The 19,364-nt window shown below is 69.1% G+C and carries 16 protein-coding genes; 4 read left to right on the plus strand and 12 right to left on the minus strand.

Annotation, left to right across the window (positions count from 1 at the left end; all coding sequences use genetic code 11):
- Nucleotides 1–35 precede the first annotated feature (35 nt).
- Nucleotides 36–1,259 carry a helix-turn-helix domain-containing protein gene (locus G5C60_RS39260; RefSeq protein WP_165266955.1) on the minus strand — a complete coding sequence of 408 codons (1,224 nt, stop codon included), beginning with the start codon at nt 1,257–1,259 and terminating at the stop codon, nt 36–38.
- 377 nt (nt 1,260–1,636) lie between these two features.
- On the minus strand, nt 1,637–1,969 hold the full coding sequence (locus tag G5C60_RS52650) for a hypothetical protein (RefSeq protein ID WP_165266957.1): 333 nt from the start codon (nt 1,967–1,969) through the stop codon (nt 1,637–1,639).
- A 377-nt stretch (nt 1,970–2,346) separates the two neighbouring features.
- On the opposite strand from G5C60_RS52650, the gene G5C60_RS39270 reads away from it, so the two are divergent.
- Together G5C60_RS39270 and G5C60_RS53370 are read left to right on the plus strand one after the other, a co-directional pair.
- Nucleotides 2,347–2,874, plus strand: a complete 528-nt coding sequence (locus tag G5C60_RS39270) for a universal stress protein (protein WP_165266959.1) — start codon at nt 2,347–2,349, stop codon at nt 2,872–2,874.
- A 203-nt stretch (nt 2,875–3,077) separates the two neighbouring features.
- A complete protein-coding gene (locus G5C60_RS53370) occupies nt 3,078–3,206 on the plus strand; it encodes a hypothetical protein (RefSeq protein ID WP_277611446.1) in 129 nt (42 codons plus the stop codon).
- 342 nt (nt 3,207–3,548) lie between these two features.
- On the opposite strand, the gene glmS is transcribed toward G5C60_RS53370, so the two are convergent.
- Together glmS and G5C60_RS39280 are read right to left on the minus strand one after the other, a co-directional pair.
- Nucleotides 3,549–5,366 carry a glutamine--fructose-6-phosphate transaminase (isomerizing) gene (glmS, locus tag G5C60_RS39275; RefSeq protein WP_165266961.1) on the minus strand — a complete coding sequence of 606 codons (1,818 nt, stop codon included), beginning with the start codon at nt 5,364–5,366 and terminating at the stop codon, nt 3,549–3,551.
- Nucleotides 5,367–5,392: 26 nt separating this feature from the next.
- A complete protein-coding gene (locus G5C60_RS39280) occupies nt 5,393–5,650 on the minus strand; it encodes a hypothetical protein (protein ID WP_165266963.1) in 258 nt (85 codons plus the stop codon).
- A 186-nt stretch (nt 5,651–5,836) separates the two neighbouring features.
- Between G5C60_RS39280 and G5C60_RS39285 the strand changes: the two genes are divergently transcribed.
- A complete protein-coding gene (locus G5C60_RS39285; RefSeq protein WP_206440527.1) occupies nt 5,837–7,405 on the plus strand; it encodes a purple acid phosphatase family protein in 1,569 nt (522 codons plus the stop codon).
- A gap of 59 nt (nt 7,406–7,464) precedes the next feature.
- On the opposite strand, the gene G5C60_RS39290 is transcribed toward G5C60_RS39285, so the two are convergent.
- Nucleotides 7,465–8,349, minus strand: a complete 885-nt coding sequence (locus G5C60_RS39290; RefSeq protein ID WP_165266967.1) for a DUF4429 domain-containing protein — start codon at nt 8,347–8,349, stop codon at nt 7,465–7,467.
- Nucleotides 8,350–8,432: 83 nt separating this feature from the next.
- On the opposite strand from G5C60_RS39290, the gene G5C60_RS39295 reads away from it, so the two are divergent.
- Nucleotides 8,433–10,031, plus strand: a complete 1,599-nt coding sequence (locus G5C60_RS39295) for a family 20 glycosylhydrolase (protein WP_165266969.1) — start codon at nt 8,433–8,435, stop codon at nt 10,029–10,031.
- 98 nt (nt 10,032–10,129) lie between these two features.
- Here the strand turns inward: G5C60_RS39295 and G5C60_RS39300 are convergent, their stop codons facing one another.
- From G5C60_RS39300 to G5C60_RS39330, 7 genes are all read right to left on the minus strand, one after another.
- On the minus strand, nt 10,130–11,899 hold the full coding sequence (locus tag G5C60_RS39300) for an IucA/IucC family protein (protein WP_165266971.1): 1,770 nt from the start codon (nt 11,897–11,899) through the stop codon (nt 10,130–10,132).
- Nucleotides 11,896–12,453 carry a GNAT family N-acetyltransferase gene (locus G5C60_RS39305; RefSeq protein ID WP_165266973.1) on the minus strand — a complete coding sequence of 186 codons (558 nt, stop codon included), beginning with the start codon at nt 12,451–12,453 and terminating at the stop codon, nt 11,896–11,898. Before G5C60_RS39305 ends, G5C60_RS39300 begins: the two co-directional genes overlap by 4 nt.
- Complete coding sequence (locus G5C60_RS39310; protein WP_165266975.1) at nt 12,450–13,742, minus strand: lysine N(6)-hydroxylase/L-ornithine N(5)-oxygenase family protein; 1,293 nt, start codon at nt 13,740–13,742, stop codon at nt 12,450–12,452. Before G5C60_RS39310 ends, G5C60_RS39305 begins: the two co-directional genes overlap by 4 nt.
- Entirely contained in the window at nt 13,726–15,168 is a 1,443-nt protein-coding gene (gene desA, locus G5C60_RS39315; protein WP_165266977.1) for a lysine decarboxylase DesA, read from the minus strand. Before desA ends, G5C60_RS39310 begins: the two co-directional genes overlap by 17 nt.
- Before the next feature lie 155 nt (nt 15,169–15,323).
- Entirely contained in the window at nt 15,324–16,181 is an 858-nt protein-coding gene (locus G5C60_RS39320) for a siderophore-interacting protein (protein ID WP_165266979.1), read from the minus strand.
- Between the two features lie 127 nt (nt 16,182–16,308).
- On the minus strand, nt 16,309–17,358 hold the full coding sequence (locus tag G5C60_RS39325) for an ABC transporter substrate-binding protein (protein ID WP_165266981.1): 1,050 nt from the start codon (nt 17,356–17,358) through the stop codon (nt 16,309–16,311).
- A 172-nt stretch (nt 17,359–17,530) separates the two neighbouring features.
- Nucleotides 17,531–19,364 (minus strand): serine/threonine-protein kinase (locus G5C60_RS39330; RefSeq protein WP_165266983.1); only part of this gene is annotated, 1,834 nt, incomplete at its 5' end.

A 19,364-nucleotide genomic window follows, 5' to 3' on the forward strand; every position in this document is an offset into this window, starting at 1 on the left:
CCCCGCTGAAGCCCCACCCCGCTGAAGCCGTACCCCTACGGCGCGCTCCGCTGGCCCGGCAGGCTCGGCCGGCCATGGGCGTACATGTCCGACCCGCCCTTGCCCGAGTCCGTGGAGACGGACGCCGTCGAGCCCACCGCGTGGGCGGCGGCCGTGCGGCGGGTCTGGGGAGGCACGGAGGCGGCCTCCGAAGGGGCCGATGCTGGTGGCGGGCCGTCCGAGTCCGAGGATTTGTCGGACTGCGGGCGCCGGGCGCGGTAGGCGGCCCGGTACGCGGCGGGCGACGAGCCGAGCTGGCGGCGGAAGTGGCCGCGCAGGGCCACGGGGGAGCGGAAGCCGCAGCGGCCCGCCACCTCGTCCACCGAGTAGTCCGACGTCTCCAGCAGCCGCTGCGCCTGGAGCACCCGCTGCGTGATCAGCCACTGCAGGGGAGCGCTCCCGGTGAGAGAGCGGAACCGGCGGTCGAACGTACGCCTGCTCATGTACGCGCGTGCCGCCAGCGTCTCCACGTCGAACTGCTCGTGGAGGTGCTCCAGCGCCCAGGCGACGACCTCCGCGAGCGGGTCGGCGCCGATCTCCTCTGGTAAAGAACGATCGAGGTAGCGCTCCTGACCGCCGCTGCGCCGGGGCGGGACCACCAGACGGCGGGCCAGCGCTCCGGCTGCTTCGTTTCCGTGGTCCGTCCGCACGATGTGCAGACAGAGGTCGATGCCCGCCGCCGTACCCGCCGATGTCAGTACGTCGCCGTCGTCCACGAACAGTTCGCGGGGATCGACGTGGACGGACGGATAGCGCTTCGCCAGGGTCGGCGCGTACATCCAGTGGGTGGTCGCGGGCCTGCCGTCCAGCAGGCCTGCCGCGGCGAGTACGAAGGCGCCGGTGCACAGCCCGACTATGCGGGCGCCCTCCTCATGGGCCCGGCGCAGTGCGTCGAGCGCCTCCTCCGGCGGCGGCGCGGTGATCGACCGCCAGGCCGGCACGACGACGGTGCCCGCCCTGGAGATCGCCTCCAGCCCCTGGGGCGCGGTCAGTTCAAGTCCTCCGGTGGTCCGCAGGGGCCCTTCTTCCCCCGCGCAGACAAGCAGCCGGTATCGGGGCACGCCGGCGTCCTGGCGGTCGATCCCGAACACCGACAGTGGTATGGAACTCTCGAAGATGGGGCCGCCGCTGAACAGCAGCACCGCGACGATCTCCTTGCGGCGTCGCCCGGAAAGTTTCCGGGCCGCGGCTTCCGGCGCGGCAGTGGAGTCGTGGCTCATACTGCTAAGCCCCCCTCGGTGGTCGCGGCTCCTCGGTTGTGTCGCTCCTGCACGTTTCCCCTCGGTCCTGCACGAGTCCCCCGCCGTAAGACAGCATGATCGAATCTACTGTGTCCCGTGGTGCCTACGTGACCAGTTCAGCACTAGGCACATTGTCGACATGGCAACTTGGCGTGAAGCATTCGATCACGAAGCGTTGCACTCGTGGGCCGTACAGGGAAGTGGGCCTTCGCTCCGTGGCCGGTCCCCGTAGGGTGCATGCCCCCTTGGTGCCCCTTTCCGTGCAGGTCGAACGGGGGGTGAAGACCCCTTCGGCCAAGTAATGCATGGGGGCGAGAAGTTGGCTGAAAACCAGCGGGCGCGTGAGCGTAAACCGGTCAGTCAACCGGCGTACTTTCCCCTGCGCGCCGACCCCCTCTGTGCGCTCCCGTGCCGGCCCTGCCGTGCCGCCCGTGAAGCCGCCCGTGACGCGGTGCCCCCTCCTCGGCGCGAAGCCTCGCCGCACACCGCTCGGACCGCCTCAGCAGTGCCCGGCACGCCCCGGTCACCGCCGCCAGACCGAGGGCCGTGCCGGCCGCGCCCGCCAGGGAGGTTCCGTACCCGACGAGCACCACGGGGACCAGGACGCAGCTGAAGGCCGCCCAGCGCACCACATCGCCGACGGCATCCTGCGCGGCGGGCTTCCTCGAGGAGGGCTGGGGTGCGGGCACGGTGGGCCTCCCTGGAGCGGTGGCTTACGCGAGTTCAACGCGTGCTCGACCGGCCGGTCACGCGGCCGGTCGAGCCGCCGGTCACGCGGTCGGTCGCGGCATCCGCCCGGCGGCGGGGGTCCGCGGCAACGAACGAAGGAACCGCGTTGGTCCGCTGTCGAAACCCTGTGCAAACCGCCTGTACGGGGCAGCAACCATTGCGTTGCGGGCGCCCTCTCGTGCATGCTCCCTGGAACCCTCCCGCGGCCGTCGCGGGATCTGGGCAGAGGAGGCGTGCCGCCGTACCCTTGGGGGTATGGGGTTGGGAAGATGATTCCCGGACACAGCTCCGTAGCACCTGTCGTCCCACCCACGAGGATCCAAACGCCGAGACAGCCATGGCCGGTCAAGAATTCTTCGATCCCGCGGACCGCAAGCGCCCCGTCGTCGACCCCACGGCGGCCGAGCCCTATGCGGCGGAAGAAACACGTCAGTCCTGCGATCCGGCGTTCAAGCACGGCGTCGTCGTCGGCTTCGACGGCTCGACGTCCAGCGAACGCGCCCTCGCCTATGCGATCGGGATGGCACACCGCTCCGGCTCCGGCCTGATCATCGTGCACGTCGCCAACCGCCTGCCGACCACGGTGTGGGCGGGCTGTGAGCCCCCGGTCTTCGTCGACGTCCCGGACCACCGCACCGAGGTGCTCGGGCTCGAACTCGCCTGCGCGGACTATCTGTCCGAGGTGCCGTGGATCCTTGTCGAGCGCGGCGGCGACATCTGCCACGAACTCGAGGAGGTCGGGCGGGAGTACGAGGCGAACGCGATCGTCGTCGGCTCCACGCACGGCATCGTCGGGCGCATCTTCGGCTCGGTCGCGGGACGGCTCGCGAAGCGCGCGAAGCGCCCCGTCATCGTCATCCCGTGATCCGTCGTCGTCCCAGGTGAGGCGAGGCGCGGCGGGGCGTCGGCTCCGTTCTGACGTCCTCCTGACGCCGCATAAACCTACTCGCGCGTAGAGGTGGTTTGTGCCCTTGTGAAGGGTACATACCGGTCGCCGGACCCTCCCCACGGTCCCGGCACCACGCATCACGCATCGAGCAAGTGCACCTGCATGAAAGGGGGCCCGCCGTGAACAACGACGTCACTGCGGGGAGCACCATCACGACCCTCGGCCATCTCGCCCTCGGTATCACCCTGCTGTTCTTCGGCCTCGGTCACACCGAAGTGATCGACGGCGTGACGGCGGCCGGAGAATGACGGCAACCGGCTGAGGCCGCCACGAGCCGAGGTAATGGGCGACCTCGGCTCCCGCAGGAACGGCCTCCTGTGTGCTGGTGGCACACACAGGGGGCCGTTCGCGAGGCCAGGTCGTGAGGGATTCCGCCCATCTGGAACGGACCGCATACGGGATGTGCGTCGCCGACCAGGACGCGAATGCGGAGGACCAGTGCGCCCAAGACCGTTCGGGGCGTGCCGGTGAGCCAGGACTCAGTTCGGCTCGCTGTTCAGGAACGGTAATGGGCGACTCCGGCCCCTAGGAGAACGATCCCCCTGTGCGCTTGGTAGTACGCAGGGGATCGTTCACTGGTGAGGCGTGTGCTACTCCACCGTCACGGACTTCGCAAGATTCCTGGGCTTGTCGATGTCCCTGCCCAGGGCCAACGCCGTGTGGTAGGCGAGGAGTTGGAGGGGGATGCCCATCAGGATCGGGTCCAGCTCGTCCTCGTTCTTCGGGACCAGGATCGTCTGGTCGGCCTTCTCCTGGTGCTGGTGCGCGACCGCGAGGATCTTGCCGCTGCGGGCTTTGATCTCCTCCAGGGCGGCGCGGTTCTTCTCAAGCAGGTCGTCGTCCGGGACGATCGCGACCGTCGGCAGCGCGGGCTCGATGAGCGCCAGCGGGCCGTGCTTCAGCTCGGAGGCGGGGTAGGCCTCGGCGTGGATGTACGAGACCTCCTTGAGCTTCAGCGAGGCCTCACGGGCGACCGGATAGCCGCGTACGCGACCGATGAAGAGCATCGAGCGGGCCTCGGCGTACGCCTCCGCCAGCTTCTCGATCTCGGCCTCCTGGTCCAGGATCTCGGAGATCTGCGCGGGCAGCCTGCGCAGGCCCTCGATGATCCGCTTGCCGTCGCGGACCGACAGGTCACGGGTGCGGCCCAGGTGCAGCGCGAGCAGCGCGAAGGCGACCGTGGTGTTCGTGAAGCACTTGGTGGACACGACGCAGACCTCGGGGCCCGCGTGGACGTAGATGCCGCCGTCCGCCTCGCGGGCGATGGCGCTGCCCACCACGTTCACCACGCCGAGCACGCGCGCACCCTTGCGCTTCAACTCCTGTACGGCGGCCAGTACGTCGTACGTCTCACCGGACTGGGACACCGCGACGTACAGCGTGTCGGGGTCGACGACCGCGTTGCGGTAGCGGAACTCGGAGGCCGGCTCGGCGTCCGCGGGGATGCGGGCCAGCTCCTCGATCATCTGGGCGCCGATCATGCCCGCGTGGTACGAGGTGCCGCAGCCGAGGATCTTCACGCGGCGGATCTGGCGTGCCTCGCGGGCGTCCAGGTTCAGGCCGCCCAGGTGCACGGTGGAGAAACGGTCGTCGATGCGGCCGCGCAGCACCCGGTCCACGGCGTCGGCCTGCTCGTGGATCTCCTTGTGCATGTACGTGTCGTGGCCGCCCATGTCGTACGACTCGGCCTCCCACTCCACGGTGGTCGGCTCGGCGGTCGTACGCGTGCCTTCGGTGGTGTACGTACGGAAGTCGTCGGCCTTGAGCGTGGCCATCTCGCCGTCGTCGAGGGTGACGATCTGGCGGGTGTGCGCGACGAGCGCGGCGACGTCCGAGGCGACGAACATCTCCTTCTCGCCGATGCCGAGGACGACCGGGGAGCCGTTGCGGGCCACCACGATGCGGTCGGGGAAGTCGGCGTGCAGGACGGCGATGCCGTACGTGCCCTCGATGACGCGCAGCGTGTCGCGGACCTTGTCCTCCAGTTTCACGGCCTGCGAGCGGGCGATGAGGTGGGTGAGGACCTCGCTGTCGGTCTCGGAGAGGAACTCGACGCCGTCGGCCTCCAGCTTCCTGCGCAGGTCGGAGGCGTTGTCGATGATGCCGTTGTGGACGACGGCGACCTTGCCCTCGGCGTCCAGATGCGGGTGCGCGTTGACGTCGGAGGGGGCGCCGTGCGTGGCCCAGCGGGTGTGGGCGATGCCGGTGGTGCCCTTGAAGCGGGCCGGTACCTTGGCCTCCAGGTCGCGGACCCGGCCCTTGGCCTTGACCATCTTGAGGCCGGCGGTCTTCGGGGCGGTCACGACGATGCCGGCGGAGTCGTAGCCGCGGTATTCGAGGCGCTGCAGTCCTTCGAGGAGGAGCGGCGCGACGTCACGCTTGCCGATGTAACCGACGATTCCACACATACAGAAGGCCCCTAGCCGTAGATGATCTAGCCGTAGACGATGCGGCGCAGCTGCCTGAGCGTCAGCTCGGGCGGTGCGACCGCGCGGTACTTCAGGTCCGCCGCGATCCGTTCGAAGATCGCCGCGTTCACCAGGCCCTGAACCTGGAGCTCGCGATGGCGGCGACGGACGTAGTCCTCGGTCGTCTCGTCGAAATAGGCGAGCACGTCCTGGATCACCCGCAGTGCCTCGCCCCGGCTCAGGGGCGAGGAGCGCGTCAGATGATCAACAAGTTCCTCGTGCACCCGTAGATCCTGAGCTACCGGCGGCCTTTTCGCAAGAATTCTGCCCGATATCGGGCAAGCGCGCTGTTGGGAACTCTTGGGAGACCGTTGAATCTCTTATGAGCGCCTGTTCGTGAGCCGTCCACTCCGCGTCCCGCACTTCGTTGCCGGAGGGGACGAGTTTCATACGCCATGGACATTCCACGCATGGGCGTTCCGGCGGAGCTCGCCGAGCGCATGAGCATGGCCGAGCAGCACGAGTACCTGCGCGCCAGATTCTCGCGGCGCTCGGTGATCAGAGGCGGCGCCGTCACGCTGGGCGCCGTCACGGGCGGCGCCTTCGTGCCGGGCGCCACCGCACGGGCCGCGGTGCCGGGTCAGCGCGCGGCGGCATCCCCGGCCGGGAAGGTCGACGGTGCCCTCGTCGCCCCCTTCGGCCGCCACCTCGCCTACGGCACCGACCCGCGCACCGAGATGACCGTCTCCTGGCAGGTCCCGGTCGCGGTCGAGAAGCCCTTCATCCGCGTCGGCGCCCACCCCTGGGACCTCTCCCGCAAGATCGAGGCCGAGGTCCGCACCCTCCACACGCCGGCCGGCGTCGGCGCGAGCGGCGACCACACGCAGTACTACGTGCACGCCCGGCTGACCAACCTGCGCCCCGGCAGGACGTACTACTACGGCGTCGGCCACACCGGTTTCGACCCGGCCGCCGCGCACCTCGCCGGCACCCTCGGCACCTTCACCACCGCCCCCGCGCACGCCGAGCCGTTCACCTTCACGGCCTTCGGCGACGAGGGCGTCGGCTACCACGGCCTCGCCAACGACAGCCTGCTGCTGGGGCAGAACCCGGCCTTCCACCTGCACGCGGGTGACATCGCGTACGCCGACCCGTCCGGCGCGGGCAAGAAGGAGGACACCGGCTTCGACTCGCGCATCTGGGACCAGTTCCTCGCGCAGACCGAGTCCGTCGCCAAGTCCGTCCCGTGGATGCCGGCGTACGGCAACCACGACATGGAGGCCTGGTACTCGCCCAACGGCTACGGCGGCGAAGAGGCCCGCTGGCAGCTCCCGGACAACGGCCCCGACAAGGCGAACCTGCCGGGCGTCTACTCCTTCACGCACGGCAACACGGCGATCATCTCGCTGGACGCCAACGACGTGTCCTTCGAGATCCCCGCCAACCTCGGCATCTCCGGCGGCACCCAGACCAAGTGGCTGGAAGCGCAGCTCAAGAGGTACCGGGCCGCCGACGGCATCGACTTCGTCGTCGTCTTCTTCCACCACTGCGCCTACTGCACCTCCACCGCCCACTCCTCCGAGGGAGGCGTGCGCCAGGAGTGGGTGCCGCTGTTCGAGAAGTACACCGTCGACCTGGTGATCAACGGCCACAACCACCAGTACGAGCGCACGGACGTCATCAAGGCGGGCGAGGTCGCCAGGAAACTGCCGATCGGCGGCACCGCGTACCCCGAGACGGACGGCGTCGTCTATGTGACGGCGGGCGCGGCGGGCCGCAGCCTGTACGCGTTCAGCGCCCCGGACTCGTACGAGGGCCACGAGAACGACGTCGAGTCGGTGGCCGCGTTCGTCAACGTCAAGGGCGGCAAGCAGAACGAGACGGTCGCCTGGTCGCGGGTGCGCTACCTCGACTACTCGTTCCTGCGCGTCGACGTCACGCCCGCGCCCAAGGGGCGCCTCGCCACGCTGAAGGTGCGGGGGATCGCCGAGACCGGTGAGGAGGTCGACCACTTCACGGTGGCGCGTCGCGTGCGCTGAGCATGTCTATTGGCCCTGTCTTACTGGCCCCCTCCAAAGGCACTGTCTACAGGCGCTGTCTACAGGCGTTTGAGGACCGCCTGTTTGGCCAGTGTGAACTCCTCGTCCGTGAGGACGCCCGACTTGTGCAGTTCGCCGAGCTCGCGCAGGCGGCGCAGAAGGGCGTCGTGGTCGGGCTCGGCGGGCGGTTCGGGGTCCTGGGTGAGGGCCTTCGGTGTCGCGGGCGCCGCGTCCGCCACGGTCGCCGCAGGGTGCGGGAGGCGGGCCTGGACCGCCGCCGCGACCAGTGCCATCAGCGGGTCCTTCTTGAAGCCCCACAGCTCCACGGAGTTGGGGTCGTACTTCGGCGGAGCCTTGGTCGGGGCGTTGCGGACGGTGAAGCGGAGGCTGCCGTTCTCCAGGCCGACCGCGGGGTGCCACTCCACGGACTCGATGTCGGCGAAGTGGAGCGTGCGGGGACCTGCGGCCGCCTTGGCCTCCTCCGTCTTCCAGTTCCACTCCAGCCGTACGCGCTCCCCGTCGAAGCTCGCGGTGCCGTCCCCGGCGGACACCGACAGCGGCACGGACGGGCCCGGCAGCAGATAGCGGTCGACGGCGGTGGCCGGGACCTGGTCAAGGAGCAGCGCGTTGCGGATCTCGTCCACGAAGTACTCGCCGACGCCATAGCGGTCGGAATCCACGGAGAGCTGGTACGGGTCGTTCGACTCCGCCAGCTTGCCGCCGGTCGCCTGCAGCAGCGGGTCCGCGCCCTCCCGCAGCCGGAGCCTCAGCCGCCCGGACTTCTTGCCCTGCTCGAAGGAGATGCCCGCCAACGCGCCCAGCGGGACGGTGAGTTCTCCCAGCGTCTTGCGCAGCAGGCTCACGTTCTTGTCGCGGCCGGGGGTGAGACGCAGGGCGTCGCCGTCGAAGGTCCAAGTCCCGTCCTTCTGGATGATTTCCGCCATACGAGGGATTGTTTCATCGCTCTCGCGAGAGAGTGGTCTATACCCATTGGGGCTCATGAAGGAGCTCGTGGAAGGGAGCGCGTGTGAGACTGCACCACAGAACGCCCCGCCTTCTCGGTTCGCTGCTGCTCGTGGCGGCGGCCGGGATCTCCGCCGTCGGCGCGACAGCACCCGCCGCCGCGGCGCCAGTTGTCCCGCTCGGCCAGGTCGTTCCTGCGCCCGCCTCGGCCGACGCCGGCGGATCCCCGTACCGGATCACCGACCACACCCGTATCCGCGTGGACGACTCGCGTGAGGCCCGCCGGATCGGCTCGTATCTCGCCGGGGTGCTGCGGCCGTCGACCGGTTACCGGCTGCCGGTGACGGACGACAAGGGCCGCGACGGCATCACGCTCCGACTCAGCGGCAAGGACGCCGCCTTGGGCGAGGAGGGCTACCGGCTGCAGAGCGGCAAGGGTGCCGTCAGCATCACCGCCCGGGGTCCCGCCGGGCTCTTCCACGGCGTGCAGACCCTGCGTCAGCTTCTGCCCGCCGCCGTCGAGAAGGACTCCGTACAGCCAGGTCCGTGGCTCGTCGCGGGCGGCACCATCACGGACACCCCGCGCTACGGCTATCGCGGCGCCATGCTGGACGTCGCCCGGCACTTCTTCACCGTCGGCCAGGTCAAGCGCTACATCGACCAGTTGGCGCTCTACAAGATCAACAAGCTGCATCTGCACCTCAGTGACGACCAGGGCTGGCGCATCGCCGTCGACTCCTGGCCGCGGCTCGCCACCCACGGCGGCTCCACGCAGGTCGGCGGTGGACCGGGCGGTTATTACACGAAGGCGGACTACAAGGAGATCGTCAGCTACGCCGCCTCCCGCTATCTGGAGGTCGTCCCGGAGATCGACATGCCGGGGCACACGAACGCCGCGCTCGCCTCGTACGCCGAGCTGAACTGCGACGGCGTCGCGCCGCCCCTCTACACCGGCACCGACGTCGGCTTCAGCTCACTGTGCGTGGGCAAGGAGATCACGTACGACTTCGTGGACGACGTCATCCGCGAGCTGGCCGCGCTCACGCCGGGCCGCTATCTCCACATCGGCGGTGACGAGGCGCACTCCACCAGCCATGAGGACTACGTCAAGTTCATGGACCGGGTGCAGCCGGTCGTCGCCAAGTACGGGAAGACGGTGGCCGGCTGGCATCAGCTGACCGGGGCGGCTCCGGCGAAGGGCGCGCTGGCCCAGTACTGGGGTCTGGACAGCACGAGCGCCGCCGAGAAGGAGCAGGTCGCGGCGGCCGCGCGGAACGGGACCGGGCTCGTCCTGTCGCCCGCCGACCGGGTGTACCTCGACATGAAGTACAACGAGGACACACCGCTGGGCCTCGACTGGGCGGGCTTTGTCGAGGTGCGGCGGTCGTACGACTGGGATCCGGGCAACTACCTCCCCGGGGCGCCGAGTTCAGCCGTACGGGGCGTAGAGGCGCCGCTGTGGTCGGAGACCGTCTCGACCTCGGCGCACATCGAGTACATGGCCTTCCCACGGCTGCCCGGGGTGGCCGAGCTCGGCTGGTCGCCGGCCTCGACGCACGACTGGGAGGCGTACAAGGTGCGGCTGGCGGCGCAGGGCCCGCGGTGGGACGCGCTGGGGATCGGCTACTACAAGTCGCCGCAGGTCCCCTGGCCCACTGAGTAGTCGAGCCTCGTAGCGGAACACGACGGCGGGCGCCCCCCGGGACCGTACTTGGGGACGCCCGCCTGCTTGTGGGGGCCGCTGAGGCCCGATGAGGGGCTCTACAGCCCTGCGATGGGGTTCTTCAGGTTGCCGACCAGCTGGAGCGCTCCGGCCGGGTCGGCGAGGTCCACCATCTGCTTGTTGTTGCGCAGCTGAAGCCGGTTGAGACAGGACAGTGAGAACTCCGGCGCGAACATGTCGTACTGCCGGAACTTGTCGGCCAGTTCGGGCGCGGACGCCTGGTAGTCGCGTACGCAGTCGGCGACCGCCCGCCAGAAGTCGCTCTCCTCGAGGACGCCCTCACTCGCGAGGTTCGCGGCCAGGAAGCGGAAGAAGCAGTCGAAGACGTCCGTGAAGATCGACAGGAGCTTCTTGTCCTCGGGCACCTCGACGCGGATCCGCTCGACCACCGGCGGCAACACCGCGTCCGGGTCCATGACCGCGATCTCCTCGGCGATGTCCTTGTAGATGGCGCGCCGCACTACACCGTCCTCCAGGACGAGGATGACGTTCTCGCCATGTGGCATGAAGACGAGGTCATATGCGTAGAAGCTGTGCAGCAGCGGCGTGAGGTACGCGTGCAGATAGCGGCGCAGCCACTCCACCGGCGACAGGCCCGAGCGCTCGATCAGCGCGGCCGCGAAGGACGCGCCCTCGTGGTCGACGTGGACGAGGGAGGCCATGGTGGCCAGCTGCTCGCCCTCCTGGAGGGAGGGGACCGGGCTCTCGCGCCACAGGGCGGCGAGCATCTTGCGGTACGGCGAGTAGCGGTCGGTGGCGGCCTCGTACTCCAGGTGCCGGTAGCCGACGGCCGCGCGCTCGCGGATGACGGACAGGCCGGTGGACTTGAGCACCGGGTCGTTCTGGACGAGTTGGGCCAGCCAGTCGTTGATGGCCGGGGTCGCCTCCATGTACGCGGCCGACAGACCACGCATGAAGCCCATGTTGACGACCGACAGGGCGGTCTTCACGTAGTGCTTCTCGGGGGCGCTCTTGTTGAAGAACGTCCGGATCGACTGCTGGGCCAGATACTCGTCGTCGCCCTCGCCGAGGCACACGAGGTGCTGCTGGGCGACCTCGGCCGCGAAGGTCACGGTGAGTTTGTTCCACCACTGCCAGGGGTGGACGGGGATGAGGAGGTAGTCGTCCGGGTCGAGACCCTTTTCGGTCAAGGTGACGGAGAAGCGCTTCAGCGTCTCGTCCCCGAGTTCGGACTTCAGCAGGGACTCGTAGTCCACGCCCACACCGGCCGTGAACGCCGCCCGCGAGCGGTGCGCCGCCAGCCAGATCAGCCGTACGGGGCTCGCGGTCTCGGGAGCGTACGAGAGGTACTCGTGGACCCCGAAGCCCAGCCGCCCGTTGTTGGCGACGAAGCAGGGGTGGCCCTCGGTCATCCCCGTCTCGATCTCCTGGAAGCCGCTCCTCGCGAGCTCGGCGGAGGTGATCTCGGGCTTGGTGAGCTTGTAGCAGGTGCCGGAGAGGGTGGAGGAGATCTCCTCCAGATAGACCGGCAGCACCTCGTCGCTGAGACCGAGCGCGCCCTTCAGCTCGATGAAGAAGTCCAGGGCGTGCAGGGGCAGTTCGCTGCCGTCACGGTGGCGGGTGATCGACTCGGCGTCGACCTGCCAGTGGTCGAGGGCGCGGATCACTGCCGTGAAGGTGTACCGGGTCAGGCCGTCGTCGCTGCGTACGACGTACTGTTCTCCGTCCTTCTCCGGCGTGATCAGCCGCTCGTGGGCGAATTCGGCCAGCGCCTTGCGGACCAGCAGGCGGTTGGCCGTCGCCCAGTGGTGGGGGGACAGGTGGGCCACGGCGTCGGACAGGGTCATGTCGAAACTCCTCGGGCGGTCGCGAGGACTGCCGTCTCTCGCGCCGCCAGGTACTGCCCGCGCGTGCAGAAACTCAGCAGCGCGCGCTTCTCCGGCTTGTCGATCTCCCGCTCGGGCACGAAGCCGACGGCTTCGTTGAGCGCGTGCACCGCCTTGTTGGCGACGTCGGGCTCGACCACGACCCGCCGGGTGCGCGGGTCGGCGAACAACTCGTCCATGACGGCGGTGATGACCGCCTTGGTGAAACCGTGGACGGGCCGGTCGGTGGGGGCGACCAGGAAGTGCATGCCGACGTCACCGGGCTCCGGCTCGTACAGCCCGACCAGCTCGATGTACCGCGGGTCGTACTTCTCCATCAGGAAGGCGGGCTCGCCGTCGTGGAACCCCAGGTACGCGTGGTGGTGTGCGTTGGCCGCGATGGCCATGTACTCCCGCTCGACGTCCTGCAGTTTCGCGTCCTGCATCATCCAGAAGGCCGCCTTGGGGTGGGTGACCCAGGCGTGCAGCAGCTCGGCGTCCTTCAGGGGGTCGAGGGGGCGGAACGTGAAGGTCATACGGCGAACTCCTGGAACGCGATGGTCTTCTCGACCGGGTAGTACTCGGTGCCGAGCAGCTCGCGGATGATGTACGCGTTGCGGTACGCGCCCATGCCGAGGTCCGGCGAGGTGATCGAGTGCGTGTGGACGCCCGCGTTCTGCAGGAAGATGCCGCGCCCGGTCGTGTCGATGGCGTAGTTGCGGGCCACGTCGTGGTTGCCGTGCTCGTCGTAGCGGATCCGGTCGCGTACGGGCTTCAGGAACTCGGGCTCGGTGTACTGGTAGCCGGTCGCCAGGATCAGGCCGTCGGAGTGCAGCTCGTAGTCCTTCTCCTGCTCCTCCTGGCGCAGGCCGAGGGTGTACGTGCCGTTCTCGTAGGCCGCGCTGTGCAGCGAGGAGTTGGTGAGCAGGCGCGTGGGGACCGGGCCGCGGAGGTTCTTCTGGTAGAGCAGGTCGAAGATCTCGTTGATCAGCTCGCCGTCGATGCCCTTGAACAGGCCCTTCTGCTCCGCCTTGAGCCGGTAGCGGGTCCTCTCCGGCAGCGCGTGGAAGTAGTCGATGTACTCCGGGGAGGTCATCTCCAGCGTGAGCTTGGTGTACTCGAGCGGGAAGAAGCGCGGCGAGCGCGTGACCCAGTTCAGCCGGTATCCGTGGACGTCGATCTCGCTCAGCAGGTCGTAGTAGATCTCCGCAGCGGACTGTCCACTGCCGACCAGGGTGATCGACTTCTTGGCCTGCAGCTCCTGCTTGTGCTGCTGGTAGCGGGAGTTGTGGATGAAGTCCCCGCCGAGCCCCTGGCAGGCCTCGGGGATGTACGGCGGTGTGCCGGTGCCGAGCACGAGGTGGCGGGCGCGGTAGGTCTCGCCGGCCTGCGTCCGTACGACGTAGACGTCATCGGCGTACGTGACCTCCGTGACCGTCGTGTTGAAACGGATGCTGGAGAGCTGCCCCGCCGCCCAGCGGCAGTAGTCGTCGTACTCGACGCGCAGGGGGTAGAAGTTCTCGCGGATGTAGAACGCGTACAGGCGTCCCGAGGACTTCAGATAGTTGAGGAAGGAGTACGGGGACGTCGGGTCGGCCAGCGTGACGAGGTCCGACATGAACGGCGTCTGGAGGTGCGCGCCCTCCAGGAACATCCCGGAGTGCCACTCGAAGTCCGGCTTGGACTCCAGGAAGACGCCGTCGAGTTCGGTGATCGGCTCGGTGAGGCAGGCGAGGCCGAGATTGAAGGGGCCGAGGCCGATCCCGAGGAAGTCGTAGGTCTTCTCGGCGAATTCGGGAAGCGCGGATTCAGGAAGCGCGGTCAAGGGACTCTCCCAGGTACTGCTCGGCGTGGCCGGCGATCAGGTCGAGTACGGCGGCGATGTCGTCCGTCGTGGTCTCGGGGTTGAGCAGGGTGAACTTGAGGTAGTGACGGCCGCCGACCTTGGTGCCCGCGACGACCGCGTCACCGGAGGCGAACAGGGCCTTGCGGGCGTACAGGTTGGCGCGGTCGATCTCGGCCGGGTCCGCGACGGCCGCCGGGATGTAGCGGAAGACGAGGGTGGACAGCGAGGGCTGGACGACCACGTCGAAGCGCGGGTCGGCGGCGAGCAGTTTCCAGCCCTCGGCCGCGAGGTCGCAGACCTCGTCGAAGAGCTCGCCGATGCCGTCGGCGCCCATCACGCGCAGCGTCATCCACAGCTTGAGCGCGTCGAAGCGGCGGGTGGTCTGCAGGGACTTGTCGACCTGGTTGGGGATGCGTTCCTGCACCATGCGGCGCGGGTTGAGGTACTCCGCGTGGTACGTGGCGTGCCGCAGCGTGGCCGCGTCCCGCACCAGCACGGCGGACGAACTCACCGGCTGGAAGAAGGATTTGTGGTAGTCGACGGTGACGGAGTCGGCGCGCTCGATGCCGTCGATGAGATGGCGGTTCTTCAGGGAGGTGAGCAGCCCGCAGCCGTACGCGGCGTCGACGTGCAGCCAGGCGCCGAACTGCTCGCACAGCTCGCCGATCTCGGGCAGCGGGTCGATGGAGCCGAAGTCGGTGGTGCCCGCGGTGGCGACGACGGCCATCGGGATCAGCCCGGCGCGGCGGCAGCGCTCCAGTTCGTGGGCGAGTGCGACCGTCTGCAGGCGCTTGTCGTGGTCGACGGGTATGGACACGACCGAGTCGGGGCTCAGGCCGAGCAGTTTGGCCGACTTCTTGACGCTGAAGTGGCTCACCTCGGAGGCGAAGATCCGCAGTTTGGCGTACGAATCGGTCTTGGCCTCCTCGCGCGCAAGCAGCAGCGCCTGGAGGTTGGACTGGGTGCCGCCGCTGGTGAACACGCCGTCGGCGGCCGGGCCGAGGCCGATGCGCTCGGTGGTCCAGTCGATGAGCCTGCGCTCGATGAGGGTGCCGCCGGCCGACTGGTCCCAGGTGTCCAGGGAGGAGTTGACGGCCGACAGGACCGCCTCGCCGACGACGGCCGGGATCACGACCGGGCAGTTGAGGTGGGCGAGGTAGCGCGGGTGGTGGAAGTAGATCGCGTCCCGGAGGTAGAGCTCCTCCAGTTCGTCGAGGACCGCGGTGGTGTCGTGCAGCGGGCGGTCCAGGTCGATCTTCTCGATGCGGGGGGCGAGGGCGTCGACCGTGACGCCGGTGAACGGACGGTCGGTGGTGGCGAGTTTGGCCGCCACCCGCTCGATTCCTTCGGTCACGGAGCGGCGGTACCGCTCCGCGGTCGTGTCATTGAGCAGGTGCGAGCGCATGGGGGCGTTCCTCCGGGGAGAAGAGGGCGGGGAGCGGTGCTCCTGAGAGCGTGCGACTTAGGTAAGGCTAACCTAACTTCTCCGCTCTCGCTGATCCCTCATGTCCCTTTAGTTGCACGTTTGCTGACGTTTGCTCGCTGTCTGTGAGGGATGAATCACTCTCCCTGCTCGCGCATTTGCTCCTCGGTCAGCCCGCGACGCCAGTAGCCGACGAACGTGACCCGCCGACGTTCGATCTCCCGCTCGCGCACGAGATGGCGGCGCAGCTCCTTCACGCGGCCGGACTCGCCCGCGATCCAGGCGTACGGGGCCTCGGCGGGCGGGAGCCGGGCGGCGCGGATCGCATCGAGGGCCATGGGGGACCCCTCGTCGCGTACGAGCCAGGTGATCTCGGCGTCGGCCTCGGTCACCAGGTCCTGGATGTCCTCGGCGTGGTGGACCTCCAGCCACACCTGGGCGCGGGTGCCCGCCGGGAGCGACTCCAGGATCGCGGAGGCGGCGGGCAGGGCCGTGTCGTCTCCCCAGACGACCAGCAGATCGGTGTCCTTGGGCGGGCGGAAACGGATCGCCCGGTTGTCCGCGACCGCAGGACCGAGCACCAGCACACGGTCACCGGCCTCGGCGGTCGAGGCCCAGCTCGACGCGGGACCGGCGGGCGCGGTCGCCCCCGGCTCGACGCCGTGCAGCACGAAGTCGATGTCGATCTCGACGGTGTTGCCGTCGGCGTCCTCGCGAAGGGACCGCAAGGTGTACGAGCGCATCACCGCCCGTACGTCGTCCGGGAGGTCACGCCATCCCTGCCACCAGCCGTCGCCCAGCTCGATGGGGACGACGGGCTCGGGCTGGCCCGGGTGCGGCAGAAACAGGGACAGGGACTGGTCCTGCCCGTCCGACCGGAAGGCGTGCAGGTCGCTGCCCGCGAAGGTGACGCGGACCAGGGACGGGCTGAGCCGCCTCGTCCGTGTGACCTGGAGGGAGAAGAAACGGAAGGGGGCGGCTACGGCCGTCGTCATCAGGGCTCCTGAGTTGACGTCAGGGGGCGGAGAGTTCGCGCCCCGAAGGGGCGCGGGGCTGGGACATTCTGCGGCTCCGCCGCGTGGGCGCGACCAGCCACAGACGGCCCGCAGTTCCGTACGGTGCTCAGCTGACCTTCTTGGCGCTCTCGATCGCCTTGGCCAGGTTCTCGAGCAACGGCGCGCACTTGTCGTAGGACAGGATCGGCTCGGGGTCGCGGGCGATGACCTGGCCGGCCTTGACCGCGGGCAGGTTCTTCCACGTGGCCTCGGTGATGTCCGCGGGCTGGATGGCCGAGGAGCGGTTGTCCATCATGATGATGTCCGCGTCGTACTTGTCGACGTTCTCCCAGCTCAGGTTCTCGAACCAGCCGCCGCTTGCCTTCAGGGTCGAGGCGGGCGGCTCGACGAAGTTCACGCCGAGCGCCTTGAAGTACTCCAGGTCGATGGAGAGGTTCGTGCCCGAGACGTAGAAGATGTCCTGGCTCGCGGAGCCGGCCAGCACCTTGATGTCGGGGTTGGACTTGGCGGCGGCGCGCACCTTGGCGGAGGCGTCCTCGAAGCGCTTCTTGGCCGCGGTGATCGCGCTGGACTTCACGTCGGCGCCCAGCGATTCGGCGAGCTCCAGCATGCGCTGCAGCGGCTCGGTCATCTGGCGGTCGTAGACGGAGATGGCGACGCTCGGGGCGCCGAGGGCGAGGACCTTCTTCACGGACTCCTCGGGGACGTACCAGAGCGTGCCCGCGTCGTCGAACGTCGTGGTGATCAGGGCGTCGGGGGAGAGGCTCGCGTACTTCTCGATGTTGAACTGGCCGTACTCGTTGCCGAGGATTGTCACCTTGTCGATGTCGAGGTCGCCGGCCTGGACGTCGGCCTTGCCGTCCTTCGTCTTGGTGGGGCCGAAGACGCCCTTGACGGCGATGCCGTAGTCGTGGAGCGCGGCGGCGACACCGGTGAACGCGACGATGCTCGACGGGATCTTGTCGGTCTTCGCGGTCTCGCCGCGGTCGTCCTTGAAGGTCCAGGGGCCGGACTTGGCGGCCTTCGTCGAGTCTGCCGAGCCACCGCTTTTCGCATCGTCGTCGCCGCAGGCCGCGAGCACGGCACCGAGGCCGAGTGCGCCGCCCGCGGCGAGGATGCCGCGGCGGGTGAGGTGGGCGGAACGGGCGTTGGACATGGTGGTGACTGCTTTCGCACAGGGCGGATCGCCCACTGGACAATTTCCAAGGTAGGTTAGCCTAACCTCACTATGTGTCCAGTGGGGGGTTGGCGGGGCGTGGGCTGTGAGTCAGCCCGCGAAGCCCAACTCCCGGACAGCCACCGTGCGTTGGCCTTTGCCCCCGGTCGTGTCAGCGCGGGGGCAGTTCGGCGGCCGCCGAGGTGGCGAGTTCGGTGGCCGTCTTGCAGAGTGCATCCGTGGGGCGTTGTCCGGCAACCTGAAGGCGCAGCATCTCGGCCGCCGTCTCGGCGTTCAGGCCGCTGTACCTGCGGTATTCGACGAAGACCGTGCATTTGGCGTCGTCGCCGCTGCCCTCGGGTTCGACGATGGCGTCGTAGCCGCTGAGCCGGACGGGATCGCCGTCCTCCGCGGACTTGGGCTGATCGCGGTAGAAGCCGATCTCGGTCTCAAGGTCGTCGACGTCGCTGGACCACTCGCAGCTCCAGTTCGCGACGCCCACTTTCCGCGGCGCGTCGGACTTGAGGCCGGGGACGACGGACAGCGCCTTGGCGTCGAGCAGCTTGCAGGCGTTCGCCCAGGCGAGCGAGGCCTTCCGGTAGCCCGGGGAACGGCGGGGGACCGGGCCCCGGTTCAGGTCCTCGGCCGCGCTCCGGGCGGCCGAGTCGGCGACCGCGCACAGCGTCGCGGTGCCGCCGGTCACCGAACCGTCACCCACGTTGACGCGGATCCCGACGAGGATGCCGTCGGCATCGTTGTCGGGCACCAGCAGCAGTTCGCACTCGTCGCTCGCCGGCTCCTCCTCCAGGATGTCGATCTTTCCGATGGTCCTGGAGGGTTGTGACGTCTCGGGCGGTGAGCCCGGGCGGAGTTCGATCGACACGTCGATGCGGTTCTCGCCGCCCGTGTGGACGAGCACGTCGCAGCGGTCGAAGTTCCCGTAGTCCACGTCCACTTGGGCGTCGCCGAACCGGCCGAGAGCCGTGGTGTCGGCCAGCGTGCACAGGTCGGCTGTGTGCGGATCGCCGATCAGGGACTGCCCTCCGCGCCCTCCGCCGTTCGAGGCGTCTTCGCTGAGCCCGCTCGGGCCGCTCTGCTGGGTGCCCTGCGTGTCTTCACCGTCGCTGTCGCCGTAGTTGGGGACGAGGACAAGGCCCAGTACCAACGCGGCGCCGATACCGAGGGCCGCGGCGAGCAGCGGCCGGCGCCGCCGCGGGCGCCGGGCGGACTGGTCGTCCAGGGTCCGCGGGCCGGCGTCCGGCTCGGGGCCCGCGATGGCCGCCAGGAGACGCTTGACCTCGACCGCGTCGGGGCGCTGGCGTGGATCGCGCTGCAGCATGGCGGTGAGCACGGGATACAGCGGTCCCACGGCGTCGGCGTCCATCTCGACGAAGCCGCGCACCGCCTTCCAGTGCGTCAGGCGCTCGGTGTCCTCCCGGTCGTCCCCCTCCACCTCGTGGTCATCGTCGTCCTCGGGTTCGCCGCCGCGCGGCGGCGAACCGGTGACCAGCGCGTAGAGGGTGGCGCCCAGGCAGAACACGTCCGAGGCGGGGCGGGGGATGTTCCCCCGGGCCAACTCGGGTGCGGCGTAGGCCGGGGTGAAGCTGGAGGGGCCGTTGGCCGTGACGGTCTCGGTGCCGCCGACCCGGTAGGCGGCACCGAAGTCCAGCAGCTGCGCGGTGCCGCGCCGGGTGAGGCCGATGTTGGCGGGCTTGACGTCACCGTGCACGATGCCCGCCTCGTGCAGGGCGGCGAGTGCGTCGGCGAGTTGGACGCCGATGCGGGCCGCCCGCTCGGGGGACATCGGCGGCTGCCGGTCGAGGCCGCCGCCGGGCACGTACTCCATGATGAACCAGTACGTTTCTTCCCCGGCTTCGGCGCCGGGGTTCCGGGTCCCGGCCCCGGCCTCGGCCCTGGTCCCAGCCCCGGTCCCAGTCCCGGCTCCGGCCTCAGTCCCGGTGCCGGTGCCGGTCCCAGCGTCCCCGTCCGAGCCCCGACCCCCATCC

The organism is Streptomyces scabichelini (genome assembly GCF_011045015.1).
Classification (GTDB): Bacteria; Actinomycetota; Actinomycetes; order Streptomycetales; family Streptomycetaceae; genus Streptomyces; species Streptomyces scabichelini.